Here is a 25359-nt window from a genome sequence, read left to right as displayed (position 1 = left end):
CCGATCCTCAGAGGAGTGGCAGCAGTGACCGTTCGCGTAGGTGTCAACGGCTTCGGCCGCATCGGCCGCAACTTCTTCCGCGCCGTGCAGGCCAGCGGCCACGACATCGAGGTCGTCGCGTTCAACGACCTCGGCGACGTCGCGACCATGGCCCACTTGCTGAAGTACGACTCCATCCTGGGCCGGTTCCCGGGTGAGGTCAGCGTCAGCGACGAGGGCATCGTCGTCGACGGCAAGACCATCAAGGCCCTGGCCGAGCGCGACCCGGCCAACCTGCCCTGGGGCGACCTGGGCGTCGACGTCGTCCTCGAGTCGACCGGCTTCTTCACCAACGCGGACGCCGCCAAGGCGCACATCGCCGGCGGCGCCAAGAAGGTCATCATCTCCGCGCCCGCCAAGGGCGAGGACCTGACCGTCGTCCTCGGCGTCAACGACGACAAGTACGACGGCTCGCAGGTCATCATCTCGAACGCCTCCTGCACCACCAACTGCCTCGGCCCGCTGGCCAAGGTCCTCCACGACGCCTTCGGCATCGAGCAGGGCCTGATGACCACGGTCCACGCCTACACGCAGGACCAGAACCTGCAGGACGCCCCGCACAAGGACCTGCGCCGCGCCCGCGCCGCCGCCCTGAACGTCGTCCCGACCTCGACCGGCGCCGCGAAGGCCATCGGCCTCGTCCTGCCGGAGCTGCAGGGCAAGCTGGACGGCTACGCGCTGCGGGTCCCGATCCCGACCGGCTCGGCCACCGACCTCACCGTCACCCTGACCAAGGCCGCCACGGTCGAGGAGATCAACGCCGCCTACAAGGCCGCCGCCGAGGGCCCCCTCGCCGGCATCCTGCGCTACTCGGACGACCCGATCGTCTCGGCGGACATCGTCACCGACCCGGCGTCCTGCATCTACGACGCGCCGCTGACCAAGGTCATCGGCAACCAGGTCAAGGTCGTCGGCTGGTACGACAACGAGTGGGGCTACTCCAACCGCCTCGCCGACCTGGTCAAGCTCGTCGGTTCGAAGCTCGCCTGAGCCCGATGAGCGTCAAGAACCTCGACGACCTGCTGGGCGAGGGCGTTCAGGGTCGCTACGTGCTCGTGCGTAGCGACCTGAACGTCCCGCTCGACGGGGACCGCATCACCGACGACGGCCGGGTCCGCGCCGCACTGCCGACGATCAAGCAGCTCGCCGACGTGGGCGCGAAGGTCGTCGTCACCGCGCACCTCGGCCGCCCGAAGGGCGAGCCGGACCCGAAGTACACCCTCGCGCCCGTCGCCAAGCGGCTCTCCGAGCTGCTCGGCGCCGAGGTCGCGCTGGCCGGTGACCTGGTCGGCGAGTCCGCGAAGGCGCTGACCGGCGGCCTGGCCGACGGCGGTGTCGTCCTGCTGGAGAACGTGCGCTTCGACGCGCGCGAGACCAGCAAGGACGCCGTGGACCGCTCGGAGCTGGCCGCCGAGCTGGGCGCGCTCGTCCCGGGCGGCGCGTTCGTCTCGGACGGCTTCGGCGTGGTGCACCGCAAGCAGGCCTCGGTCTACGAGGTCGCGTCGGTCCTCCCGGCGTACGCGGGCGGCCTGGTGCTGGCCGAGCTGGACGTGCTGAAGAAGCTGACCGACGACGTGCAGCGGCCCTACGTGGTCGTGCTCGGCGGCGCGAAGGTGTCCGACAAGCTCGGCGTCATCGCGAACCTGCTGACCAAGGTCGACCGGCTGCTGATCGGCGGCGGCATGGCGTACACCTTCCTCAAGGCCCAGGGCCACGAGGTCGGCAACTCGCTGCTGCAGGCCGACCAGCTCGACCAGGTGAAGGGCTTCCTCGCCGAGGCCGAGAAGCGCGGCGTCGAGCTGGTGCTGCCGGTGGACGTCCTGGCCGCGACGGGGTTCGCGGCCGACGCCGAGCACGAGGTCGTCGCCGCCACCGCGATCCCGGCCGACCGCGAGGGCCTCGACATCGGCCCGGAAACCCGTGAGCTGTTCGCGGGCAAGCTGGCCGACGCCAAGACCGTGTTCTGGAACGGCCCGATGGGCGTGTTCGAGTTCGAGGCCTTCTCCGGCGGCACCCGCGCCGTCGCGGAAGCGCTCGTCGCGAGCGACGCGTTCACCGTGGTCGGCGGCGGCGACTCGGCGGCCGCGGTGCGGCAGCTGGGCCTGCCCGAGGACGGCTTTTCGCACATCTCCACCGGTGGCGGGGCCTCGCTCGAGTACCTCGAAGGCAAGGAACTGCCGGGCGTGATCGCCCTGGAGGAGAAGAACTAGTGGCACGCAAGCCGTTCATCGCCGGCAACTGGAAGATGAACCAGAACCACCTCGAGGCGATCGCGCTGGTGCAGAAGATCGCCTTCGCGCTGCCGGAGAAGTACTACGCGAAGGTCGACGTGGCGGTGCTGCCGCCGTTCACCGACATCCGCAGCGTGCAGACCCTGGTCGACGGCGACAAGCTGTCGCTCACCTACGGCGCGCAGGACATCGCGCCGCAGGACTCCGGGGCCTACACCGGTGACATTTCGGGTCTGATGCTGGCGAAGCTGGGCTGCAAGTTCGTCGCCGTCGGGCACTCGGAGCGCCGCGAGTACCACGCCGAGTCGGACGAGCTGGTCAACAAGAAGGTCAAGGCCGCGCTCAAGCACGGCATCACGCCGATCCTCTGCATCGGGGAGAAGCTCGAGGTCCGCGAGGCCGGCGAGCACATCCACCACACCACGACGCAGCTGATCGAGGGCCTCAAGGGCCTGAAGGCCGAACAGGTCAAGAGCGTGGTCGTCGCGTACGAGCCGGTTTGGGCGATCGGCACGGGCAAGGTCGCGTCGTCGGCCGACGCCGAAGAGGTCTGCAAGGCCATCCGCGCCACCCTCCAGGAGAAGTACGGCGACGAGATCGCTTCGTCCGTCCGGGTGCTCTATGGGGGATCGGTGAAGTCGGGCAACATCAGCGAACTGGTGGCCTGCGACAATATCGACGGTGCCCTGGTCGGCGGAGCGAGCCTCGACGGCGAGGAGTTCACGAAACTCTGCGCACTCGCCGCGGGCGGGCCGCTGCCCTGATCGGGGCCACGACCGGGTAGCCTGTGTATCCGGTCCGTCACACAGCAGTGGACGAGTCCAGGGGTACGGTGGGGATCGGAAACGACCATGCCGTGCCCCTGCATTCTCCTAGAGCCCAGAGGATGACATGAAGCTGTTCCTGCAAATCCTGTTGATCGTCTCCAGCGTCCTGCTGGTGGTCGCTGTGCTGCTGCACCGTGGCCGGGGCGGTGGCCTGTCGTCGCTGTTCGGCGGCGGGATGCAGTCGAGCCTGGCCGGGTCGAGCGTGGCCGAGAAGAACCTCGACCGGATCACCCTGCTGCTGGGCGCGGTGTGGCTGATCAGCATCGTGGGCCTGGGTCTGCTGCTCAAGGTGTGAGGCGTCCGGCGTTCCGTCGTCGGCCGCGACCGGGTCTCAGGCGGCGGGGCGCAGCGATTCGGCGTGCCTATTGGGGGGCGCGCCGCCGATTCCTAGGTGTGAGGATTCATGGTTGGCGGTAACGCGATTCGAGGCACGCGGGTGGGTGCCGGTCCTACGGGCGAATCGGAACGGGGTGAGTCGGCGCCACGGCGCCGTATTTCCTACTGGTGTGCCAATGGGCACGAGGCCAAGCCGTCGTTCGCGCTCGACGCCGAGATTCCCGACGAGTGGGATTGTCCCCGCTGCGGGCTCCCCGGCGGGCAGGACGAGAAGAACCCGCCGGCCGCGCCACGGACCGAGCCGTACAAGACGCACCTGGCCTACGTGAAGGAGCGGCGCAGCGACGCCGACGGCGAGGCCATCCTGGCGGAAGCGCTCGACCGCCTGCGCAAGCGCCGGGAAATCATCTAGGCGGCTGCAGCCGATATAGCCACCCCGAGGGAAAGCGGACCCCTCGAGGTGGCTTTTCGCGCGCTTGAGCGGGTTTCAGTCATGTTCGAAAGGGCATCACGCGTGATTGAAGAGGCATCTCGCGTGATTGAAGGGGCATCAGCACGATGCCCGCCCAATCACGCGAGATGCCCGCTCAATCACGCGTAATGCCCGGGAGCGATTGGGCCCTCAGCGGTCCAGGGGGTAGCGGGCGCGGACCCGGAACCCGCCGTCCTCGGTGCCGGACGTCTCGAAGCTGCCGCCCAGCAGGCGGGCTCGCTCGGCGAGACCCGTCAGGCCGTGGCCGCCCGACGGTAGGGCCTCGGCGGGGCGGTCGGCGCGCTCGTTGCGGACCTCGATCTTGAGCGCTCCGTGCTCACCCTGGATCCGGATGGTCGCGGTCGCGCCCGGCGCGTGTTTGTGGACGTTCGTCAGGCACTCCTGCACCGTCCGGTAGGCCGCCGCGGAGACCTGGTTGGGCAGCGCGTCCGGCAGGTGCTCCACGGTCAGGTGCACCGGGACGTCCGCGGTGCGGATCAGCCGGTCGATTTCGTTGATGCCGGGGCGGGGACCGTCGTCGTCCGAACCCGCGCGCAGCACGCTGACCAGCGAGCGCAGCTCCTCGAGGGTCCGCTTGCTGAGCATGCGGATGACCTGCGCGGTCTCCAGCGACCGGTCGTCGGTGGTCTGGGCCTGCAGCGCGCCGGCCTGCATCGCGATCAGCGTGATCTGGTGCGAGACGACGTCGTGCATCTCCCGGGCCAGCCGGGCGCGCTCCTCGGCGCGGACGGCGTCGGCGTGGAAGCGGCGCTCGCGGTCGCGGCTCGTGGCCAGCTCGGCGAGCTTGTGCGAAACCTCCGCCCGCGCCCCGATGAGCAGGCCGATCGCGATCGGCATGCCGGCGACCAGGACGCCGTAGATGCCGTCGAGGATGTGCTCGCGCCAGCTCAGCTCGGCGAAGTCCTCCAGCGGCCACTGCACGAACCGGCACATCCACACCAGCGCGGCGCCGACCCACGTCTGCCAGTGCAGCTGACGGCGGGTGGCGAGCATGCCGAGCGTGATCATCGACGCGAGCTGGGCCCAGCCGGCCAGGAAACCCGGGACCGCGACGAGCACCGCGAGGAAGGGGAACTTCCGGCGGAACACCACCGCGAGGCAGGCGGCGCCGGACAGGTAGATCGAGTACGGCTGGGCCTTCTCGGGAATCACCAGCCAGACGTCGAGCACGGCCAGGATGACCGCGGCCGCCTCGATGGCGAACGTGACCACAGCGGGGCGGGGCACCGAGCTGAACAGGCTCAGCCCACGCCTTCGGACCCGCTCGGCGGCCGACGGCCCCGAGCCGGCGATCGAGATGCCTGGAATCGAGAGTCCCTCTGTACTCATCGCTGGCGACCCCATTCGTCTTGTGGACTTGGTGGTGAGAGGCGCTCAAGGCCCGATCGGGACGCGCGGCCGCCGAGAAATGTGCGGATGCTAACGAGGTCGGGTACGAAGACGGTAAGTTTCACCCCCCGCCCGCGGATCAACGTCCCGATTCCGCAGAAGATTGCTCTGTTCGGGGGTAACGAACACCCGGCTGACCGCCGACGCGAGGGCCGCGGACCGCATAGGCGGCTGCTTCCGCCGCGCACGCTGCCGCGGCCTCGTCCGCCCGGACGTCGCCGAGCAGCGTCAGCCCCGGCGTCCCGGAGCCCAGGGAAGGGCGGGGGCTCGGCAAGTCTCTTGGCGAGGGGTGGCTGTCCGGATGCGGCGGGAAGCGACTTTGCCGGAACCCTGGTGTCCAGGGCGGGGCCGACAGTTCCGCGAAAGCCGAAAGGCCGCCTTGAGAGACCTACGAATCCCTCAAGACGGCCTTCACGGACCGCCGAAACTAAGCCGTCGGCGGCTGGTACACCTTCGTGAGCTTGCCCGCCGCGGTGCGGTCGAGGAGCCAGAGCGTGCGCCGGTGGCCGCGGGCGCCCGCGACCGGGAGCTGGACCTCGCCCGCGCCGGCCAGTGCCAGCGCCACCGCGTCGGCCTTGGCTTCGCCCGTGGTCATCAGCCAGACGTCGCGGGCGCGGCGGATGGCCGGCAGGGTCAGCGAAATCCGGGTCGGGGGCGGCTTGGGGCAGTTGCGCACCGCCACCACCGAACGCTCGGTTTCGTAGACCGCGGGCGACTCGGGGAACACCGAAGCGGTGTGCCCCTCGCCGCCCAGTCCGAGCAGCATGATGTCGAACGACGGCACGTCGCCGTGGTCCTCCGGCCCCGCGTTCGCGGCCAGCACTTCGGCGTAGGCCGCGGCGGCGCTGTCCACGTCGTCGCCGAACTCGCCGTCCGACGGCGCCATCGCGTGCACCCGCTTCGGGTCGAGCGGGACGTGGTCGAGCAATGCCTCGCGGGCCTGCTTCTCGTTCCGCTCGTCCGAATCGGCCGGGACGAACCGCTCGTCGCCCCAGTAGATGTCCAGGCGCGACCAGTCGATCGCGTCCCGCGCGCTGGAGGCCTGCAGCTCGGCCAGCACGGCGATGCCCGTGCCGCCGCCGGTGAGCACGAGCGACGCCGAGCCCTTGGCCGCCTGGACGTCCACCAGGCGCGTGACCAGCCGGGCGGCCGCGGCGGCCGCCAGCAGGTCCTGGTTCGCGTAGACGACGACTTCGGTCTTGCTCATGAAGCGCTCTTCTTGCCGTTCGCGCCCGCCTTGGCCTTCCGGGCCGGAGCCGCCGCCGCGTCCGGAGCCGCCGCCGCGGCGGCCGGCGAGGTGACGTCGGCCTTGGGCGGGGCGCCGGTCTTGCCGTTCGTGCCCGACGTGATCTTGCCGAGGCCGTGCAGCGAAGCCTCGTAGACCTCGTCCGGGTCGAGCCGGCGCAGCTCCTCGATCAGGCAGTCCTGGGTGCTGCGGCGCTGCAGGGCGATCCGCCGGGTCGGCTGGCCCGGCTGGGTCAGCGTGCCGACGCGCCCGTCCGGCCGGTGCAGCTCCACCGAACCCGAGCGGCGGTCGAGGGTCACCGAGATGATGCCCGCCGCGCCCGAGCTCTTGACCCGCTTGACCGGCACCTTCAGGTACTCGGCCAGCCAGGCGGCCAGCAGCTCGGTGGACGGCGAGTCGGCCTCGCCGGTGACGGTCGCGCTGGTGATCTTCTCGAACGGCGGCAGGTCCAGCGCCGAGACGAGCTGGGCCCGCCAGTGCGTCAGCCGCGTCCAGGCCAGATCGGTGTCGCCCGCCGTGTACGCCTTCGCCCGGGTGGTCAGCGCCCGGACCGGGTTCTTCTCCGCGGCCGAGTCGGTGATCCGGCGCTGGGCCAGCTCGCCGAGCGGGTCCTTGTCCGGGTCCTTCGGGCCGGTCCCGGGCCACCAGGTGACGATCGGCGCGTCCGGCAGCAGCAGCGGCACCACCGCGCTCTGGCCCTGCGCGGCCAGCGGGCCGTAGAGCCGCAGCACGATGACCTCGCTCGCGCCGGCGTCGCCGCCGACCCGGATCTGGCCGTCGATCCGCGGCGCCGCGGTGCGCGCGCCCTTGGCCACCACGATCACCCGCGACGGGTGCTCGCGGCTCGCGCCGTTGGCGGCTTCGATGGCCTCTTCGAGGTTGGCGTCGTCGTCGGCCACGATGACCAGCGTCAGCACCCGCCCGAGCGCGACTTGCCCGCCCTGTTCGCGGATCTCCACCAGCTTCTTGTTGAGTGCCGAAGTCGTGGTGGACGGCAGGTCGATGATCACGGGCGCCTCCATTTCCGGCCGGTGCGCTCCAGCATTTCGTCCGCGGACGGCGGGCCCCACGTCCCCGGCGGGTACTGCTCCGGCGCGCCTTCCTTGGCCCAGTGTTCGAGGATCGGGTCGAGGATCTTCCAGGAGAGCTCGACCTCTTCGTTCACCGGGAACAGCGACGGCTCACCGAGCAGGACGTCGAGGATCAGCCGTTCGTAGGCCTCGGGGGAGGACTCGGTGAACGCGTGCCCGTACCCGAAGTCCATGGTGACGTCGCGGACCTCCATCGTGGTCCCCGGCACCTTCGAGCCGAACCGCAGCGTGATGCCCTCGTCCGGCTGCACCCGGATGACCAGGGCGTTCTGCCCCAGCTCCTCGGTGGACGTCGAGTCGAACGGCAGGTGCGGCGCCCGCTTGAACACGATCGCGATCTCGGTGACGCGGCGGCCGAGCCGCTTGCCGGTGCGCAGGTAGAACGGCACCCCGGCCCACCGGCGGCTCTGCACCTCCAGCGTCACCGCGGCGTAGGTCTCGGTCTTCGAGTCCTTCGCGAAGCCTTCCTCCTGCAGCAGGCCGGGCACCTTCGTGCCGCCCTGCCAGCCGCCCGCGTACTGGCCGCGGGCGGTCGTCTCGCTCAGCGGCCCGACCGGGTTGGTGCCCGAGAGGACCTTGATCTTCTCCGCGCGCAGGGCCCGCGGCTCGAACGACAGCGGCTCCTCCATCGCGGTGAAGGCGAGCAGTTGCAGCAGGTGGTTCTGGATGACGTCGCGGGCCGCGCCGATGCCGTCGTAGTACCCCGCGCGGCCGCCGAGGCCGATGTCCTCGGCCATGGTGATCTGCACGTGGTCGACGTAGTTGGCGTTCCAGATCGGCTCGAACAGCTGGTTCGCGAAGCGCAGCGCCAGGATGTTCTGCACCGTCTCTTTGCCGAGGTAGTGGTCGATGCGGAACACCGACTCCTCGGGGAAGACGTCGTTGACGATCGCGTTCAGCTCTTCGGCGCTCTTCAGGTCGTGCCCGAAGGGCTTCTCGATGACCACGCGCCGCCAGGTGTTCTCGTCGGCGTTGGCCAGCCCGGAGCGGGCCAGCTGCTTGGTCACCACCGGGAACGCGCTGGGCGGGATCGACAGGTAGAACGCGGTGTTGCCGCCGGTGCCGCGTTCGCGGTCGAGGTCCTTGACCGTCTCCGCGAGCCGGTCGAAGGCGTTGTCGTCGTCGAAGGTGCCCTGCACGAACCGGATGCCTTCGGCGAGCCGGTTCCACACCGACTCCTTGAACGGCGTCCGCGCGTGCTCCTTGACGGAGTCGTGCACGAGCTCGCCGAAGTCCTGGTGCTCCCAGTCCCGGCGGGCGAACCCGACGAGCGAGAAGCCGGCGGGCAGCAGCCCGCGGTTGGCCAGGTCGTAGATGGCGGGCATCAGCTTCTTGCGGGCCAGGTCACCGGTGACCCCGAAGATCACCAGGCTGGACGGCCCGGCGATGCGCGGGAGCCGCTTGTCCCGCTCGTCGCGCAGCGGGTTGGTCCACGTCATACCCCGGCCTCCTGTACCGCGCGGACGACGGCCGCGAGACCCGCGGCCCGGTCGGTCAGGTGCAGGCGCAGCACCGGGCGGCCATGTTCGGCGAGCACCTGCCCGTCGCCCAGCGCCTGGGCGTGCTGCAGCTGCCCCAGCGTGTACGGCCGCTCCGGCACCTCGAGGTCCGCCTCGACGGCCCCGGTCAGCTGCAGGAACACGCCGTTCTGGTGGCCGCCCTTGTGGTACTGGCCGGTGGAGTGCAGGAACCGCGGCCCCCAGCCGAACGTCGTCTGCCGTCCGGTGCGCTTGGCGATCTCGCCGCGCAGCACCGCCGTCGACGCGTCGTCGAGCCGGTCGAGGTAGGCCTGCACCGCGATGTAGCCGGTGTCCGGCGCCGAAGCGAAGAACGCGCGGAGCACGTCGGTCAGGCTCCCGTCGGTGGAAACCCCGTCGCTGCCGAAGATCTCGACCGCGCCGTCCACATTGGACGCCGTCTCGCCGCCCTTCAGCTTCTCCGGGTCGTCCAGCAGCGCGCGCGCCGCCTTCTTCGCGGTCTCGACGTCGGGCTGGTCGAACGGGTTGATCCCGAGCAGCCGCCCGGCCAGCGCCGTGGCGAATTCCCAGAGCAGGAACTGCGCGCCGAGCGAGCCGGTGACGGCGATCTTCGCCGCGCCCTGCGGGCTCCCGACCGCGACCGGGGTGGCGTCGGACTTCGCGTCGGCGAAGCCGGGCGCCTCGGTGCCCTCGACCGCGACCGGCAGCAGGCCGGTGCCCTGCTTGCCGGTGGACTCCGCGATCAGCTGCTCTGCCCAGTCGGGGAAGCCCTTGATCCCGGAGTCGGCGTCGGCCAGGACGACCTTCTCGGCGCCCGCTTCGTGCGCGGCGGCCCAGGCGGCGGCCAGCTTGACCGCCGGGTTGTCCACGGAATCCGCGGTGAGGTCGTCGGCCACCGAAGCCGCCTGGTCGAGCAGCCGGGCGACGTCCGCGCCGGCGAGGCCGGCCGGGACGAGCCCGAACGCGGTCAGCGCCGAGTAGCGGCCGCCGACCTGCGGGTCGGCCAGGAAGGTCTTGCGGTAACCCTCCTTTTCGGACAGTTCCTGGAACGGCGAGCCCGGGTCGGTGACGACCACGATCCGCCGCGCCGCGTCGATCCCCGCGTCGGCGAACGCCTTCGCGAAGATCCGCCGGTGGCTGTCGGTCTCGACGGTGCCGCCCGACTTCGACGACACCACGATCACCGTGCGGTCGAGGTCGCCGGCCAGCGCGTCGGCGACCTGGCCGGGGTCGGTGGTGTCGAGCACGGTCAGCGCACTGTGTCCGATTTCTTTGGCGTCGGTTCCGGTGATCACCTCCGGCGCCAGCGACGAGCCGCCCATCCCGGCCAGCACGACGCGGTCGACGCCCTCGGACCGCAGTTCGGTCCGCAGCGTCTCGATCTCGCCGATCAGCGGCCGGGACGTCTTGTGCAGCGTCGTCCACGACAGCCGGATCGACGCCTCGGGTTCGGCGTCCGGTCCCCAGAGCGTCGCGTCCCGCGCCCCCAGCTTCGAGGCGGCCTGGTCCGCGACCAGCCGCTCGGCCAAGGGCGCAGCACGCTCCGCCAGTTCGGCGTCCACGATCTCGACGCCAGTCCTTTCCCCTGTCGTCATGTCGTGCTTCAGCCCTTCGCCTTTTCCAGCTGGCCGTTCACGGTGTCCAGGAGCTCGGTCCACGACTTCTCGAACTTCTCGACGCCTTCGTTCTCCAGCGTCAGGAACACGTCGCGGATGTCGATGCCGACGGCTTCGAGCTTGTCGAAGACCTCCTGCGCCTCGGCGCCGCGCCCGGTCACCTGGTCACCCTTGAGCTCGGAGTGCTCCGCGACCGCGTCGAGGGTCTTCTCCGGCATCGTGTTGACGGTGTCCTTCACGACGAGGTCGTCGACGTAGAGGGTGGGGGAGTAGTCCGGGTTCTTCACGCCGGTCGAGGCCCACAGCGGGCGCTGCGCGTGGGCACCGTCGGCCGCGAGGGCCTTCCAGCGGTCGGAGGAGAACAGCTCCTCGAAGGCCGCGTAGGCGAGCCGCGCGTTGGCGACGGCCGCCTTCCCGCGCAGGGCGAGGGCCTCGTCGGTGCCGATCGCTTCCAGGCGCTTGTCGATCTCGGTGTCCACACGGGACACGAAGAAGGACGCCACCGAGTGGATGCCGCGCAGGTCGTGGCCGTTGGCCTTCGCCTGCTCGAGGCCCGCGAAGAACGCCTTGATGACGTTCTCGTAGCGCTCGACGGAGAAGATCAGCGTGACGTTGACGCTGATGCCCTCGGCCAGCGTGGCGGTGATCGCCGGGAGGCCCTCTTCGGTCGCCGGGATCTTGATCAGCACGTTCGGCCGGTCGACGGTCTTCCACAGGTCCTTCGCCTCGGCCACCGTCTGGTCGGTGTCCTTGGCCAGGCGCGGGTCGACCTCGATCGAGACGCGGCCGTCGACGCCGTCGGTCGCGTTGTAGACGTCGCGGAACAGGTCCGCGGCGTTGCGCACGTCGGTCGTCGTCAGGTCCCGGATGGTCGCCTCGACGTCGGCGCCCTGGGCGGCGAGCTCCCGGGTGCGCTCGTCGTAGGCGTCGCCCTTCGACATCGCGTTGGCGAAGATCGTCGGGTTGGTCGTCACGCCGACGACGTGCTTGTCGCGGACGAGCCCGGCCAGGTTGCCGGTGTTCAGCCGTTCGCGCGAAAGGTCGTCGAGCCAGATCGAGACACCGGCTGCGGACAGCTGCGCGAGCTTGTCGTTGCTCATTACTGTCATCCCCTTCAGGAATTCTTGGTGTTGGCGATCGAGCGACGGGCGGCCTCGACGACTGCCTCCGCGGTGAACCCGAACTCACGGAACAGTGTGGCGGCATCGGCCGACGCACCGAAGTGCTCGATCGAAACGTTCACCCCGGCGTCACCGGTGAAGCGGTGCCAGGACTGGGCGATTCCCGCCTCGACGGACACGCGGGCCTTCACCGACGGCGGGATCACCGAGTCGCGGTACGCCTGGTCCTGCGCGTCGAACCACTCGACGCACGGCATCGAGACCACGCGGGCGGCGATGCCTTCCTCGGCGAGGGCCTTGCCGGCCTCGACCGCGAGCTGGACCTCGGACCCGGTGGCGATGAGCACCACGTGCTCGTCGTCCGCCTTGCCGTAGTCGGCCAGGACGTAGCCGCCCTTCTTGACACCCTCGGCGCTGGTGCCCTCGAGCACCGGCACGTTCTGGCGGGTCAGGGCCAGCCCGGACGGGTGGTCGGTGTCCTCCAGCACGGCCTTCCAGGCGTACGCGGTCTCGTTGGCGTCCGCCGGGCGGACGACGTTGAGGCCCGGGATCGCGCGCAGCGCGGAAAGCTGCTCGATCGGCTGGTGCGTCGGGCCGTCCTCGCCGAGGCCGATCGAGTCGTGCGTCCAGACGTAGGTGACCGGCGCCTTCATCAGCGCGGCCAGCCGGACCGGCGGGCGCATGTAGTCGGAGAAGATGAGGAACGTCGCGCCGTACGGGCGGGTGCCGCCGTGCAGCGCGATCCCGTTGAGGATCGAGCCCATGGCGTGCTCGCGGACGCCGAAGTGCAGCGTCCGGCCGTAGGGCGTGGCCTGCCACATGTCGGTGGCGGCCTTTTCGGGCCCGAACGAGTCGGCGCCCTTCATCGTCGTGTTGTTGCTCTCGGCCAGGTCGGCCGAGCCGCCCCACAGCTCCGGCAGCGGGTCGGCCAGCGCGTTCAGCACCTCACCGGAGGCCTTGCGGGTCGCGATGCCCTTGGCGTCCGGCTCCCACTTCGGCAGGTTGTCGGCGAAGCCCTCGGGCAGCGTGCGGGTGGACAGCCGGTCCGCCAGCTTCTTGCGCTCCGGGTTCGCGGCGCCCCACGCCTCGTACTTCTCCTGCCATTCGGCGTGCACGGCCTTGCCGCGGTCGAGCGCCTGGCGGGTGTGCGTGAGCACGTCGTCATCGACCTGGAACGACTGCTCCGGGTCGAAGCCGAGGATCTTCTTGACCGCGGCGACCTCTTCGGCGCCCAGCGCGGCGCCGTGCGCCTTGCCGGTGCCCATCTTCTTCGGCGCCGGGTAGCCGATCACGGTCCGCAGCGCGATGAACGACGGCCGCTGCGTCTCGGCCTTGGCGGCCTCGATCGCCTCTTCGATGGCGACGACGTCCTCGCCGCCGTCGACGACCTGGGTGTGCCACCCGTAGGCCTCGTAGCGCTTCACGGTGTCTTCCGAGAGCGCGATGTTCGTGTCGTCCTCGATCGAGATCTTGTTGTCGTCGTAGAAGACGATCAGGTTGCCCAGCTCCTGGCGGCCCGCGATGGACGAGGCCTCGGAGGTGACGCCCTCTTCGATGTCGCCGTCGGAGGCGATCACGTAGACGTGGTGGTCGAAGATGCTCTCGCCGGGCGCCGCGTCGGGGTCGAGCAGGCCGCGCTCGCGGCGGGCGGCCATCGCCATGCCCACGGCGTTCGCCAGGCCCTGCCCGAGCGGGCCGGTGGTGGTCTCGACGCCGTCGGTGTGGCGGTACTCCGGGTGACCCGGGGTCTTCGAGCCCCACTTGCGCAGCTGCTTGAGGTCCTCGAGCTCGAGGCCGTAGCCGGCGAGGAACAGCTGGATGTAGAGCGTCAGGCTGCTGTGCCCGGCCGACAGCACGAAGCGGTCGCGGCCCGGCCAGTGCTGGTCGTTCGGGTCGTGCCGCAGCGTGCGCTGGAAGAGCGTGTAGGCCAGCGGCGCCAGGCTCATCGCGGTGCCGGGGTGGCCGCTGCCGCAGTTCTCGACCGCGTCCGCGGCGAGCACCCGGACGGTGTCCACGGCGCGGGTGTCGGTGTCGGTCCAGTCGGCGGGCGTGTTACGCCGGAGGAGTGGGTTGTTCTCGCTGGTAGGGGCAGTCTCGGACACTGAACTCCAACTCCCGGTCATGATGGTTGCGGCTGGTCTTCCTCGTTCCGGTTACCCGTGCGCGGGGTCATCTATCTCAATCGATCCCGAAGGGACGATATTCCTGCTCGCGACCCTGCGCGGGGGCAATCGCGGCCCGTCGCGGCCAGCCTAGTGCTTGGCCCCGTCGAGGACCCGCGATCACCCACGGGAATCACCACGTCTAACATCGTTCGAGGGTTCAGTAGGGCTGGTTCATCGGCACCATCCGCCTACCCGGACTGGTCCCGCCCCGAACCTGACGCAGGGAGTGAAATGTCGTTGGTGAACGCTGCGCACGGTCGCAGTGACGACACCAGCGCCGTGCACCCGACCGGTGAGCGACCGCACGGTGACCGGCGAAGCTTCCGCAGGACCGTCGGCGCCTACGCCGCGCTCGCGAAGCCGCGGGTGATCGAGCTTCTCCTGGTCACCACCATCCCGGCGATGTTCCTCGCCGGCCGTGAGATCCCCTCGCCGTGGCTGGTGCTGGCCACGCTCGTCGGCGGGACGATGGCCGCGGGCAGCGCGAACGCGCTCAACTGTGTGATCGACGCGGACATCGACAAGGTGATGAACCGCACGAAGCGGCGTCCGCTGGTGAAGGATTCGGTGCCCCGCCGCGGCGCGCTGGTCTTCGGGCTGGTGATGGGCGTCGCGTCGGCCGTGGTGCTCTATCTCACGGTGAACCTGCTCTCCGCGATCCTCGCGGTCGCGACGATCCTCTTCTACATCTTCGTCTACACGCTCGGCCTGAAGCGGCGCACGTCACAGAACGTCGTCTGGGGCGGCGCGGCGGGCTGCATGCCGGTGGTGATCGGCTGGGCGGCGGTCACCGGCACCGTGCAGTGGCCGGCGTTCGTCATGTTCGGCGTGATCTTCTTCTGGACCCCGCCGCACACGTGGGCGCTGGGCATGAAGTACCGCGACGACTACGAGCGCGCGGGCGTCCCGATGCTGCCGGTGGTCGCCACGGCCCAGCACGTCGCGCGCCAGATCGTCATCTACTCGTGGGTGATGGTGGCGTGGACGCTGCTGCTGCTCCCGGTGACTTCGTGGCTGTACGGCACGTTCGCGATCCTGGCCGGCGGCTGGTTCCTCTTCTACGCGCACAGCCTGCAGGCCGCGGTGCGGCGCGGCGAAGAGACGAAGCCGATGGCGCTGTTCCACCGGTCCAACACGTACCTGATGATCGTGTTCGTCGCACTGGCCGTCGATTCGGCGATCGGCCTGCCCACCCTCGGCCTGCCGTTCTGAGACGGATCGGGACCGCGGTAGCCGCGGTCGTCGTCCTGGGTCTCCTGGTCCTCCTCGGCCGCGGGAAACTCCCGGCCCTGGACGAGAGCCTGCTCACCGGCGGCTGCGCCATCCCGTCCCGGATCACGGCCCTGCCGGGCGCGGCGCCCGACGGCGGCGCCGTCCGGGTCGCCGAACAGGGCCCGGGCGCGGCGGTCTTGGAGAACACCAGCACCCTGGCCGCCTACCGGATCCCGGTGACGTCCGGTGCCCGGACCGTCGAAGTGCCGGTGCTCACCCCGGGGCAGCGGATCGGCGTCGCGCTCGACCGGCCGGTGCCCGGTCCGGTCGTCTGGCTCGCGCCCGAGGCGCTGGGCGGCTTCACGCCCGTGACGGCCACCGTGGTGCCGGGCGGCGTCCGCTACCACTCGGCGAACTGCCGGGCGCTGACCAGCCGCGGAGCCGCGGTGCTCGTCCGCGACGGGGCCGGCCGGATCACCGGCGGCGACCAGCTGCCCCCGGCGAGCGTGTCGTGCGCACCGGGGGAGCGGGAGGTTTCCGCCGCCGTCCCGTCCGCCGAGGTGTACCCGTACTGCGCGCTCGGTCCGGAATGATCGGGTCCCGGCCGCCGTTAGACTGGTTCGGCCCTTTTCCTTGAGGCGAAAGCAGGATGCTCTTGTCCGGCCCTTCGGACGACCCCACCGACCACAGCGCCGAGCTCGCCCGCGAGCAGGCGTACGTCACCACCCTCTACGCGAAGCTCGACGCCGAGCGCGTCGCGGCCCAGCGGCGCCTCGACGAGACCCTGCGCCAGACCGGCGGCACCCCGCAGGCCCGCACCGAGCGCGACGTCGCGACCACCCTCTACACCGACCGGCTCGCCCAGCTCGGCTCCGTCGAGCAGGGCCTGGCCTTCGGACGGCTCGACTTCGTCCCCGAGAGCGCCGAGGAGACCACCTACATCGGCCGGCTCGGGCTGTTCGACGAGGACGACGACTACCGGCCGCTGCTGGTCGACTGGCGCGCGCCGGTCGCGCGGCCGTTCTACCTCGCCACCGCCGCGTCACCGGAAGGGGTGCGCCGCCGTCGGCACCTGCGGTCGCTGAGCCGCAAGGTCACCGGCTTCGACGACGAGATCCTCGACCTCACCGCCGCCGACCAGGGCCAGGACCTCGGGCTGGCCGGCGAGGCCGCGCTGCTGGCCGCCCTCGAACAGCGGCGCACGGGTGAGATGAGCGACATCGTCGCGACCATCCAGGCCGAGCAGGACCGCATCATCCGCGCGCCGCTGGGCGGGGTCATGGTCGTGCAGGGCGGGCCGGGCACCGGCAAGACCGCCGTCGCGTTGCACCGCGCGGCCTACCTGCTCTATACGCACCGTCAGCAGCTCACCACCCGCGGCGTGCTCGTCGTCGGGCCGAACAGCACGTTCCTGCGCTACATCGGCCAGGTGCTGCCGTCGCTCGGTGAGACCGGTGTGCTGCTCGCCACTGTCGGCCAGCTGTACCCGGGCCTGGACGCCGTGGGCACCGAGCCGCGGGAGACCACCGAGGTCAAGGGCCGGCCGGTGATGGCCGAGGTGCTCGCCAACGCGGTCCGCGACCGCCAGCGCGTGCCGGAGCCGGTGATGGAGATCGAGTACGAGCACGACGTCCTCAAGCTCGACCGCAAGACGTGCGCCGACGCCCGGACCCGCGCCCGCCGGTCGCGGCGCCCGCACAACCCGGCGCGGCGCCTGTTCGTCTCCGACGTCCTCGACGCGCTGACCCGCCAGGCCGCGCGGAAGCTGGGGGACGATCTCCTCGACGGCCAGGACCGGCAGGACATCCGGGCCGAGCTGGCCGCCGACGAGAACGTCGCCGCCGCCCTCGACGAGCTGTGGCCGGTGCTCACGCCCGAAGGCGTGCTCGACGACCTGTTCGCCGACCGCGAACGGCTCTCGAGCGCGGCCGGAAGGCTGTTGTCCGCCGAAGACCGCGCGCTGCTGGAGAGCGGCCGCGAGACGACGTGGACGCCGGCCGACGTGCCACTGCTCGACGAGCTGGCCGAGCTGATCGGCGTCGACGACACCGAGGCCCGCGTCGAGCGCAAACGCCGTGAGCGCGAGAACCGGGCGTACGCCGAGGGCGTGCTCGACATCCTCGAGCAGGACGAGGAGATCATCGACGAGGAACTGCTGCGGGTCTCCGACGTCCTCGACGCCGAGCTGTTCGCCGAACGTCAGCAGGCGCGCAGCGAGCTGACCGCCGCCCAGCGGGCCGCGCAGGACCGGACCTGGACGTTCGGGCACGTGATCGTCGACGAGGCGCAGGAGCTGTCGGCGATGGACTGGCGGCTGCTGATGCGCCGCTCGCCGAACCGGTCCATGACGCTCGTCGGGGACGTCGCGCAGACCGGTGCCGCGGGTGGGGCGCGGTCGTGGGGCGCGGTGCTTTCGCCGTACGTCGAGGACCGGTGGCGGCTGGAGCAGCTGACCGTGAACTACCGCACGCCCGCCGAGATCATGGCCGTCGCCGCCCGTGTGCTCGCCGAGGTCGACCCGGCGCTGTCGGCGCCGTCTTCGGTGCGGGAGACCGGTGTCCCGCCGTGGTCGGCGCGCCCGGCCGACCTCGCGGCGGAGCTGCCCGCGCTGGTGGCGGCCGAACTGTCCGCTGTGGACGGTGGCACGGTGGCGGTGCTGGTGCCTCCCGGCCGCCTCGGCGAGGTGTCGGCGTGGCTTTCGGGCCACGACGAGCGGCTGAGCGTCATGACCGTCGACCGCGCGAAGGGCCTGGAGTTCGACTCGGTGGTGCTGGTCGCGCCGGACGAGGTCGTCGCGGGCTCGCCACGGGGGCTCAACGACCTGTACGTGGCCCTGACGCGCGCGACCCGGCGGCTCGGCGTGGTCTCCACCGTCGCCGCCGGTGACGATGTGCCGGCACTCTCCGTGCTTGGCTAGGGTGCCCGGCATGCAGAACATCGGGAAGATCGTGGTCGTCGCCGCGGCGACGCTGTCGCTGGCCGCGTGCGGTCAGGGCGCCAAGACCCAGGCCGCCGCCCCGGCGGGGCCGCCGGTCCCGCCGTCCAGCGCGGCGCCGGCGCCCCAGAGCAAGGGGCGCGAGTGCGCCGCCGACGACATCAAGACGACGGGGAAGTTCGGCGAAAAGCCGACGATCACCATCCCGGACGACTGCGACCCGCCGAAGAAGCTGATCACGAAGGACCTGTCCGAGGGCACCGGCAACGGCGCGAAGGCCGGCCAGAAGCTGCAGATGAACTACCACCTGGTGACGTGGTCGAACAAGCAGGTCCTGGACAGCTCCTTCGACAGCAAGCCCTTCGAACTGAACCTCGGCGCCGGTGAGGTCATCCCGGGCTGGGACCAGGGCCTGGCCGGCATCAAGCAGGGCGGCCGCCGCCTGCTGATCATCCCGCCGGACCTCGCCTACGGCCAGGGCGGCCGGGGCATCGAGCCCAACGAGACGCTGGTGTTCGTCACCGACGCCGTCTCGGTCCCGGCCGGCTGAGCCCCAAGTCCGTGAATGTCGCATTGAGGGACTTCAAGTCCCTCAATGCGACATTCACGGCGTTCAGGGGATGAGCAGGAGCTTGCCGGTGGTGCGGCGGCCCTGCAGGTCCTCGTGGGCCTTGCGCGCGTCGGCGAGCGGGTACTTGCCGCCGATGCGGACGTTCAGCTTGCCCGCCTGGATGGCGTCGAACAGTTCCTTCGACCGCCAGTCGATCTCCTCACGCGTGCGCGTGTAGTGGACCGACGTCGGGCGGGTGAGGTAGAGCGAGCCGCCGGAGTTGAGGCGCTGCGGGTCGATCGGCGGCACCGGGCCGCTCGAGGCGCCGAACAGCGCGAGCAGGCCGCGGATCTTGAGGCTGGCGAGGCTGCCGTCGACGGTGTCCTTGCCCACGCCGTCGTAGACGACGTCGACGCCCTCGCCGCCGGTCAGGTCGCGGGTGATTTTGGCGAAGTCCTCGCGGTCGTAGCGGATCACGTCGTCGGCGCCGGCTTCGCGGGCGAGCTTCGCCTTCTCCTCGGTCGACACCGTGCCGATCACGCGGGCGCCGCGGGCCTTCGCCAGCTGCACCAGGAGCAGGCCGACGCCGCCCGCGGCCGCGTGCACGAGCACGTCGTGGCCCGGCTTGACCTCGAAGGTCGACGCGACCAGGTAGTGCGCGGTCATGCCCTGCAGCATGGTCGCGGCGGCGGTCTCGAGGGAGACGCCTTCGGGCACCTTCACCGCCAGCGACGCGGGGAGGACCTTGCGGGCCGCGTAGCTGCCGATCGAGCCCTGCCAGGCCACGCGGTCGCCGGGCTCGAAGTCGGTGCCGGCACCCGCCTCCACGACCGTGCCCGCGCCCTCGAGGCCGAGCACGACCGGCAGCTCCATCGGGTAGATGCCCTGCCGCTGGTAGGTGTCGATGTAGTTGACGCCGGCCGCGGCGACGTCGACCAGCAGTTCGCCGGCCTCTGGGGCGCGGACGTCCACTTCGGCCGCTTCGAGCACTTCCGGGCCGCCGGTCTTCGTCACCTGCACTGCGGTGGGCATGCGTCCTCCTCGGGTCGGTTCTCCCCGGTGCAACTATGGCCGAGGCCACGCTGTTCCGCGTTCCGGCGGCATCTTGGATATCGTTCGGGATGTGGCTGATCCGGATTCCGAAGAGAAGTTCGTTCCGCCGTCGAGCGCGCAGCTCGGTGCGGCGCGCAAGTTCGTGAAGGCGCACGGCAAGCCGTCACGCGCGGTGGTCGAGAACATCGGCCGGGCGGGTGCCCGGGTCGTGCTGGTCGGAGCGGACGGCGCCATGGGCGACGTCCTCGTGCCGGCCGTCGCGACCGGCGAGGCGCTGGTCGAGGCCGTCGAAGACCTCGAAGCCGCTTCGTGGGACGCCGAGACCGTGCAGGCCACGAAGATCGGCGCGGAGCACCGGCGCAAGATGGCGGGCCGGTGAACCGCACGGCGATCCTCGTCAGCTGCGCGGAGCTCCCCGAAGGCGACGGTGACGACGACGCCGTGGTGCCCGCGCTGGCCGAGCTGGGTTTCTCGGTGTCGTGGGCGGCCTGGGACTCCGGTGCCGACTTCACGGCCGCCGACGCCGTGATCCTGCGCGCGACGTGGGACTACGCGGAGCGCCGTGCGGAGTTCCTCGACTGGTGCGAGTCGGTGCCCGCGTTGTACAACCCGGCGGCGGTGGTCCGCTGGAACACGGACAAGTCCTACCTGGCGGAGCTGCTGGACGCGGGTCTGGCCGTGGTGCCGACTACGCTCGTCTCGCCGGGTGACGCGGCCCGTTGCCCATCGGCCGAATTCGTGGTGAAGCCCGCGGTGGGGGCCGGCTCGCGCGGAGCGGCCCGGTTCGCCGCGGGCGCCGACGCTTCCGCGCACGTGGCCGCCCTGCACGCCGACGGCCACCCGGCGCTGATCCAGCCGTACCAGTCCAGTGTGGACAGCGAGGGCGAGCTGGCCCTGGTCTACCTGGGCGGCATCTACTCCCACGCCTTCGCGAAGGGCGCGATGCTCGGGTCCACAATGGACGCTTCCGGGCTGTACCTTTCCGAAACGCTGGCCAAGGCCGAGCCGCCCGCCGACGCGGTCGCGCTGGCGGAGGACGTCCTGGACGCGGCGTCGGCGCTGCTGGGGGTCCTGCGGGCCGAGCTGCTCTACGCCCGGGTCGACCTGGTCCGCGGTGCCGACGGCAAGCCGTTGCTGCTGGAGCTGGAGCTGACGGAGCCGTCACTGGGCTTCGGCCAGACGGACCCGGCGGCGGCGATGCGGTTCGCCTCGGCGGTGCGGCAGCAGCTGGCGTAGTCACCGGAACGCTCGCACGGCCACCAGGGCGAGCGCTACGACCGCTCCGATCGCGGTTGTGGATCACCACGGCATCGCGCCGGGAACCCTCGCTGAGGCCGGCCGGTCGCCGGGCTGACCGTGCAGGTGGTCTTCGACTCGCACTACCTGCCGGTGGTATGCGGAGCAGACCGAACACGAACGACTGCGGCGGCCGCCGGCCGGCGACCGCCGCCTCCTCGAGATCCGAAGCGAGCGAAAGGGAAGTAATGCGCGCAGGCGCGGGAACGCGCTACTGATTCGTGGCTGCCACTCGCTTCGCGGCCAGCCGGTCCGCCCTCGGCCACCGCACATCCGTGGCCCAGCCCAGCTTCTCGAACGCCCAGATCACCCGCGCCGATATATCAACCTGCCCCCGCAGCACCCCGTGCCGCGCGCACGTCGGGTCCGCGTGGTGCGAGTTGTGCCACGACTCGCCCATCGACAGGATCGCCAGCGGCCAGAAGTTCGCCGCCTTGTCGCGGCTCGCGAACGGGCGCTCGCCGATCAGGTGGCACACCGAGTTCACCGACCACGTCACGTGGTGCAGGAACGCGATCCGGACCAGTCCCGCCCAGAAGAACGCCGTCACCACGCCCCACCACGACCAGCTGAGCAGGCCGCCCAGGACCGCCGGCAGGGCCAGGCTCAACGTGATCCACAGCCAGAAGTGCCGGCTCACCAGGCGCAGGTCGGCGTCCGCCACCAGGTCCGGGGCGAAGCGGTCCGCGTTGGTCACCTCGCGGCCGAACATCCAGCCCATGTGCGCGTGCCAGAAACCGCGCAGGAGCGCCGACGGCGACGTGCCGAACAGCCACGGGGAGTGCGGGTCGCCTTCGCGGTCGGCGAAGGCGTGGTGGCGGCGGTGGCTGGCCACCCAGAAGATCACCGAGCCCTGCACCGCCATGCTGCCCGCGACGGCCAGCACGATCCGCAGTGGCCGGTTCGCCTTGAACGCGCCGTGGGTGAAGTAGCGGTGGAACCCGACCGTCACGCCCAGGGTCGCGAACGCGTAGAACGCCGCCGCGAGGATGAGGTCGATCCAGCTCATGCCCCAGCCCCACACCAGCGGGACCGCGACGAGCAGTGCCACGAACGGCACCAGCAGGAAGGTCTTGAGCACGATCATCTCCCCGGTGCCGCGGCGGTGGGAGATCAGCGGTTTGGGCGCGGTGCGCGACGTCATGGCGCGAACAGTAACCCACGGCCGGGACACGTACGCCGACGCGGGATTAAGCCCGCGTTGCCGTCAGGCGGCGGTGAGTTCCCGGGGCGCGGGCGCCAGCGAGACGACCGGGCCGCGGTCGCGGCTGCCTGTCCACAGTGACGCCGTCGCGACGATGACCGCCATCGCGCCGAGGACGTGGAAGGAGACCATCGCCTCGGGCACGCCCAGCGCGTACTGCAGCGAGCCGAGGCCGCCCTGCGCCACCGCGACCACCCAGACCCAGGTGTAGCGCTGCCACAGGCTCTTCGGCGCGCCGGCGCGCAGCAGCTGGAGGCCGAACACCGCGAGCAGCAGCAGGTACAGCACGAGGAGCCCGCCGTGGACCTGGGCGAGCGCCTCGACCGGGACGGCGAGGCGGTGCGTGTTGATGTCGCCGCTGTGCGGGCCGGCGCCGGTCACCGTGGTGCCGGCCGCGAGCACGAGCCACATGACGACGGCGAGCGCGACCAGCAGCGTGCGCCCGGCCGCGGGGACCAGCGGCCGGGCGGGCTCGTCGCCTTCGCGGAACGCGCGCAGCAGCAGGACGGCGAGCCAGACGAGCGGTGTGGTGGCGAGGAAGTGGATCGCGACGGTCCACCACTCCAGCTTGGCGAGCACGGTGATCCCGCCGACGACGGCCTGCAGCACGACACCGCCGGGCATCGTCCAGGCCAGCTTCACCAGGCGCTTGCGGCCCGGGTGGTCGATCCACACGCGCCACGCCGTGATGACGGCGACCGCGGCGACGGCGATGACGACGCCGGTGAGCATCCGGTTGCCGAACTCGATCCACTGGTTGAGCGCGTGGATGCCGGGGTGGTCCACCGGCACGAGGCTGCCGGCGACGCACTGCGGCCAGGTCGGGCAGCCGAGCCCGGACCCGGTCACGCGCACGATGGAGCCGGTGACGCCGATCAGCGCCTGCGCGAGAACCGCGGCGATCCCGACGGCCCGCTGCACGGCGGCGGAGGGGTACGGCAGACGGGCGACGAGGCTGGTGAACGGCACCCACCGATGGTAGAGCGCGCCGGGATCCGGCTTTCGGCAGGTCCCGGCGCCCAGCACGGCGGCGCGGCCGCAAGGGACCTAGGTCACTCGGTTTTCTTGGCCTTCTTCTGGAACAGCCCCATCGACTGCGCGAAAACGCTGCAGAACAGCATCGCGGCGACGGGGACGGTCTTGACCCAGAAGGCCGCCGCGCCGAGCGACACGAGCAGGGCGATCAGCCCGCCCGCCACGGCGAGCATGGCCACCATGAACAGAGCGACACGCGTTTTCGACACCATTGTGGCTGCCCCTCGGGGTTCGGAACCGGACCTGATGACCTTCTCAGGAGCGCCACGGGGTCGTGAGGTCAGTTTTACCCGTCCATACAGGACGCTTACACAACCCTTACAGAAGCTCAGGTGAGTTTCGTCGTGCGCGAAGCCAGTGCGGCCGCGACAACCGCCCAAACCGCGAGCACCGCAAGAGGCCCGGGAGCGAACACGCCGTCCACCAGTGCTGCCCGCATCCCCTCGGCCAGCGCCCCCGAGGGCAGCAGCTCCACGACGTGCGCCAGCCCCGGCGGCAGTGCCGACGGCGCCAGCAGGATCCCGCCCGCGAGCAGCAGCACGAACCAGACGATGTTCGCCAGCGCCAGCACGGCTTCCGCGCGCAGCGCGCCGCCCAGCAGCACGCCCAACGCGCCGAACGCCAGGGTGCCGACCACCAGCAGCAGCACCGCCGAGGCCAGCCCGGAGCCGGAAGGCGACCAGCCGAGGAACGCCGCCACCACGCCGAGGATCACCGACTGCAACACGACGACGACCAAGGCGGCCGCCACCCGCCCGGCCACCAGCAGCCACCGCGGCAGCGCCGTCGCCGAGAGGCGCTTCAGGACGCCGTAACGCCGGTCGAAGCCCAGGGCGATCGCCTGGCCGGTGAACGCCGACGACATCACCGCCAGCGCGAGGATCCGCGGCGTGATCCAGTCCACTTTGGACGCCGAGCCCAGCTGCGTGGCCGGCAGGATGTCCAGCGACGACAGGCCGATCAGCAGGGCCAGCGGGATGAGCAGGGTCAGCAGCACCTGCTCGCCGTGGCGCAGGGTCAGGCTCGCCTCGACCCGCGCGTGCGTCCGCAGCATGCGGCCCAGCGACCCGCGCCCGGGCGCCGGGGCGAACGTCCCCGGCTCGAAGACACTCATGCCCGCAGCTCCCGTCCGGTCAGCTCCAGGAAGACCTCTTCGAGCGTCCGCTTGCCGACCTGCAGCTCTTCCGGCAGCACGCCCTGCTGCGCGCACCACGCCGTGACCGTCGACACGACCTGGGGGTCGACCACGCCCAGCACCACGTACGTTCCCGGCGCCGACTCGCGCACGGCGTAGCCCTCCGGCAGCGCCGCGGTCAGTAGCGCGGTGTCGAGCCGGGTGCGGGCCTTGAACCGCAGGCCCGCGTTGCCGCTCTCGTCCACCGTGAGCGTGTGGGGCGTGCCGGAGACGACGACCTTGCCGTGGTCCACGATCACCACGGTGTCGGCCAGCGCTTCGGCCTCCTCCATCAGGTGCGTGGTCAGCAGCACCGAAACGCCGTCGCGGCGCAACGCGCCCAGCAGGTCCCAGACCAGGCGCCGGGCTTGCGGGTCCATGCCCGCCGTCGGCTCGTCGAGGAACACCAGCTCGGGCCGCCCGATCAGGGCGCACGCCAGGGAAAGCCGCTGCTGCTGCCCGCCGGAGAGGCGTTTGAACGGCGTCCGCCGCACCGCGGCCAGCCCCAGCACGTCCAGCAGCCACGCGGGATCCAGCGGCGAGGCCGCGCACGAGGCCACCAGCCGCAGCATCTCGTCGGCCCGGACGCCCGGGTAGGCGCCGCCGCCCTGGGGCATGATCCCGACGCGGGGGCGCAGCGCGGCCGACTCCCGCACCGGGTCGAGGCCGAGCACCCGCACCGTGCCGCCGTCAGGCCGCAGGAAGCCTTCGCAGACCTCGACGGTGGTGGTCTTGCCGGCCCCGTTCGGGCCGAGCAGGGCGAGCAGGTCGCCGCGCTCCATCCGCAGGTCGAGACCGTCGACCGCGCGGGTGGAGCCGTAGCTTTTGACCAGCCCGCTGATCTCGACGGCAGGGACACTCACGTCGG

Annotated in this window: 24 protein-coding genes; 11 read left to right on the top strand and 13 right to left on the bottom strand. The window is 71.1% G+C overall.

Going from position 1 to position 25359, the window contains the following annotated elements; all coding sequences use genetic code 11:
* The first annotated feature begins 24 nt into the window (after nucleotides 1–24).
* From gap to AB0M82_RS22740, 5 genes are all read left to right on the top strand, one after another.
* Entirely contained in the window at nucleotides 25–1029 is a 1005-nt protein-coding gene (gene gap / locus AB0M82_RS22760) for a type I glyceraldehyde-3-phosphate dehydrogenase (protein ID WP_364725029.1), read from the top strand.
* Between the two features lie 5 nt (nucleotides 1030–1034).
* The gene (locus tag AB0M82_RS22755; RefSeq protein WP_364725026.1) at nucleotides 1035–2249 is read left to right on the top strand and encodes a phosphoglycerate kinase; all 1215 of its coding nucleotides are present in this window, start codon (nucleotides 1035–1037) and stop codon (nucleotides 2247–2249) included.
* Nucleotides 2249–3034, top strand: coding sequence for a triose-phosphate isomerase (gene tpiA, locus AB0M82_RS22750; protein WP_364725023.1), 786 nt, complete (start codon nucleotides 2249–2251; stop codon nucleotides 3032–3034). The genes AB0M82_RS22755 and tpiA overlap by 1 nt, the downstream gene beginning before the upstream one ends.
* Nucleotides 3035–3161: 127 nt before the next feature.
* Nucleotides 3162–3392 carry a preprotein translocase subunit SecG gene (gene secG / locus AB0M82_RS22745; protein ID WP_003071471.1) on the top strand — a complete coding sequence of 77 codons (231 nt, stop codon included), beginning with the start codon at nucleotides 3162–3164 and terminating at the stop codon, nucleotides 3390–3392.
* A 108-nt stretch (nucleotides 3393–3500) separates the two neighbouring features.
* Complete coding sequence (locus AB0M82_RS22740) at nucleotides 3501–3845, top strand: RNA polymerase-binding protein RbpA (protein WP_364725021.1); 345 nt, start codon at nucleotides 3501–3503, stop codon at nucleotides 3843–3845.
* 210 nt (nucleotides 3846–4055) lie between these two features.
* On the opposite strand, the gene AB0M82_RS22735 is transcribed toward AB0M82_RS22740, so the two are convergent.
* The 7 genes from AB0M82_RS22735 to tkt all read right to left on the bottom strand — a co-directional run bounded on the left by AB0M82_RS22735 (nucleotide 4056) and on the right by tkt (nucleotide 13969).
* A complete protein-coding gene (locus AB0M82_RS22735) occupies nucleotides 4056–5255 on the bottom strand; it encodes a histidine kinase (protein ID WP_364725018.1) in 1200 nt (399 codons plus the stop codon).
* Nucleotides 5256–5742: 487 nt separating this feature from the next.
* Nucleotides 5743–6522: a 6-phosphogluconolactonase gene (gene pgl / locus AB0M82_RS22730; RefSeq protein ID WP_364725015.1), complete on the bottom strand. Its 780-nt coding sequence runs from the start codon at nucleotides 6520–6522 to the stop codon at nucleotides 5743–5745.
* Nucleotides 6519–7571 carry a glucose-6-phosphate dehydrogenase assembly protein OpcA gene (opcA, locus tag AB0M82_RS22725; protein WP_364725012.1) on the bottom strand — a complete coding sequence of 351 codons (1053 nt, stop codon included), beginning with the start codon at nucleotides 7569–7571 and terminating at the stop codon, nucleotides 6519–6521. Before opcA ends, pgl begins: the two co-directional genes overlap by 4 nt.
* Nucleotides 7568–9091 carry a glucose-6-phosphate dehydrogenase gene (zwf, locus tag AB0M82_RS22720; protein ID WP_364725010.1) on the bottom strand — a complete coding sequence of 508 codons (1524 nt, stop codon included), beginning with the start codon at nucleotides 9089–9091 and terminating at the stop codon, nucleotides 7568–7570. Before zwf ends, opcA begins: the two co-directional genes overlap by 4 nt.
* Entirely contained in the window at nucleotides 9088–10725 is a 1638-nt protein-coding gene (locus AB0M82_RS22715) for a glucose-6-phosphate isomerase (protein WP_364725008.1), read from the bottom strand. Before AB0M82_RS22715 ends, zwf begins: the two co-directional genes overlap by 4 nt.
* Before the next feature lie 8 nt (nucleotides 10726–10733).
* Nucleotides 10734–11846, bottom strand: a complete 1113-nt coding sequence (tal, locus tag AB0M82_RS22710; RefSeq protein WP_364725005.1) for a transaldolase — start codon at nucleotides 11844–11846, stop codon at nucleotides 10734–10736.
* 14 nt (nucleotides 11847–11860) lie between these two features.
* A complete protein-coding gene (gene tkt / locus AB0M82_RS22705) occupies nucleotides 11861–13969 on the bottom strand; it encodes a transketolase (RefSeq protein WP_364725003.1) in 2109 nt (702 codons plus the stop codon).
* A gap of 294 nt (nucleotides 13970–14263) precedes the next feature.
* Between tkt and AB0M82_RS22700 the strand changes: the two genes are divergently transcribed.
* The 4 genes from AB0M82_RS22700 (at nucleotide 14264) to AB0M82_RS22685 (ending at nucleotide 18729) form a co-directional block, all read left to right on the top strand.
* Nucleotides 14264–15244 carry a heme o synthase gene (locus tag AB0M82_RS22700; RefSeq protein WP_364725000.1) on the top strand — a complete coding sequence of 327 codons (981 nt, stop codon included), beginning with the start codon at nucleotides 14264–14266 and terminating at the stop codon, nucleotides 15242–15244.
* A gap of 197 nt (nucleotides 15245–15441) precedes the next feature.
* Nucleotides 15442–15837 (top strand): hypothetical protein, encoded by a 396-nt coding sequence (locus tag AB0M82_RS22695; RefSeq protein WP_364724997.1) that lies wholly within the window; start codon nucleotides 15442–15444, stop codon nucleotides 15835–15837.
* A gap of 56 nt (nucleotides 15838–15893) precedes the next feature.
* Entirely contained in the window at nucleotides 15894–18161 is a 2268-nt protein-coding gene (locus AB0M82_RS22690) for an ATP-binding domain-containing protein (protein WP_364724994.1), read from the top strand.
* Between the two features lie 10 nt (nucleotides 18162–18171).
* Nucleotides 18172–18729 carry an FKBP-type peptidyl-prolyl cis-trans isomerase gene (locus tag AB0M82_RS22685; RefSeq protein ID WP_364724991.1) on the top strand — a complete coding sequence of 186 codons (558 nt, stop codon included), beginning with the start codon at nucleotides 18172–18174 and terminating at the stop codon, nucleotides 18727–18729.
* Between the two features lie 63 nt (nucleotides 18730–18792).
* On the opposite strand, the gene AB0M82_RS22680 is transcribed toward AB0M82_RS22685, so the two are convergent.
* Complete coding sequence (locus AB0M82_RS22680) at nucleotides 18793–19761, bottom strand: quinone oxidoreductase (protein WP_364724988.1); 969 nt, start codon at nucleotides 19759–19761, stop codon at nucleotides 18793–18795.
* A gap of 91 nt (nucleotides 19762–19852) precedes the next feature.
* On the opposite strand from AB0M82_RS22680, the gene AB0M82_RS22675 reads away from it, so the two are divergent.
* Nucleotides 19853–20161, top strand: a complete 309-nt coding sequence (locus AB0M82_RS22675) for a hypothetical protein (RefSeq protein ID WP_364724985.1) — start codon at nucleotides 19853–19855, stop codon at nucleotides 20159–20161.
* Nucleotides 20158–21018 carry a hypothetical protein gene (locus AB0M82_RS22670; RefSeq protein WP_364724983.1) on the top strand — a complete coding sequence of 287 codons (861 nt, stop codon included), beginning with the start codon at nucleotides 20158–20160 and terminating at the stop codon, nucleotides 21016–21018. The genes AB0M82_RS22675 and AB0M82_RS22670 overlap by 4 nt, the downstream gene beginning before the upstream one ends.
* Before the next feature lie 271 nt (nucleotides 21019–21289).
* Here the strand turns inward: AB0M82_RS22670 and AB0M82_RS22665 are convergent, their stop codons facing one another.
* The 5 genes from AB0M82_RS22665 to AB0M82_RS22645 all read right to left on the bottom strand — a co-directional run bounded on the left by AB0M82_RS22665 (nucleotide 21290) and on the right by AB0M82_RS22645 (nucleotide 25354).
* On the bottom strand, nucleotides 21290–22222 hold the full coding sequence (locus AB0M82_RS22665; protein ID WP_364724980.1) for an acyl-CoA desaturase: 933 nt from the start codon (nucleotides 22220–22222) through the stop codon (nucleotides 21290–21292).
* 63 nt (nucleotides 22223–22285) lie between these two features.
* Nucleotides 22286–23251, bottom strand: coding sequence for a COX15/CtaA family protein (locus AB0M82_RS22660; protein WP_364724977.1), 966 nt, complete (start codon nucleotides 23249–23251; stop codon nucleotides 22286–22288).
* A gap of 83 nt (nucleotides 23252–23334) precedes the next feature.
* The gene (locus AB0M82_RS22655) at nucleotides 23335–23499 is read right to left on the bottom strand and encodes a hypothetical protein (protein ID WP_364724974.1); all 165 of its coding nucleotides are present in this window, start codon (nucleotides 23497–23499) and stop codon (nucleotides 23335–23337) included.
* A gap of 146 nt (nucleotides 23500–23645) precedes the next feature.
* Entirely contained in the window at nucleotides 23646–24431 is a 786-nt protein-coding gene (locus AB0M82_RS22650) for an ABC transporter permease (RefSeq protein ID WP_364724971.1), read from the bottom strand.
* A complete protein-coding gene (locus AB0M82_RS22645) occupies nucleotides 24428–25354 on the bottom strand; it encodes an ABC transporter ATP-binding protein (RefSeq protein WP_364724968.1) in 927 nt (308 codons plus the stop codon). The genes AB0M82_RS22650 and AB0M82_RS22645 overlap by 4 nt, the downstream gene beginning before the upstream one ends.
* Nucleotides 25355–25359: the final 5 nt, after the last annotated feature.

The organism is Amycolatopsis sp. NPDC051128 (assembly GCF_040682715.1).
In the GTDB taxonomy this organism is placed as follows: domain Bacteria; phylum Actinomycetota; class Actinomycetes; order Mycobacteriales; family Pseudonocardiaceae; genus Amycolatopsis.
The sequence above is the reverse complement of the archived record's forward strand: the minus strand, read 5'-3'. Positions and strand labels throughout refer to the sequence as shown.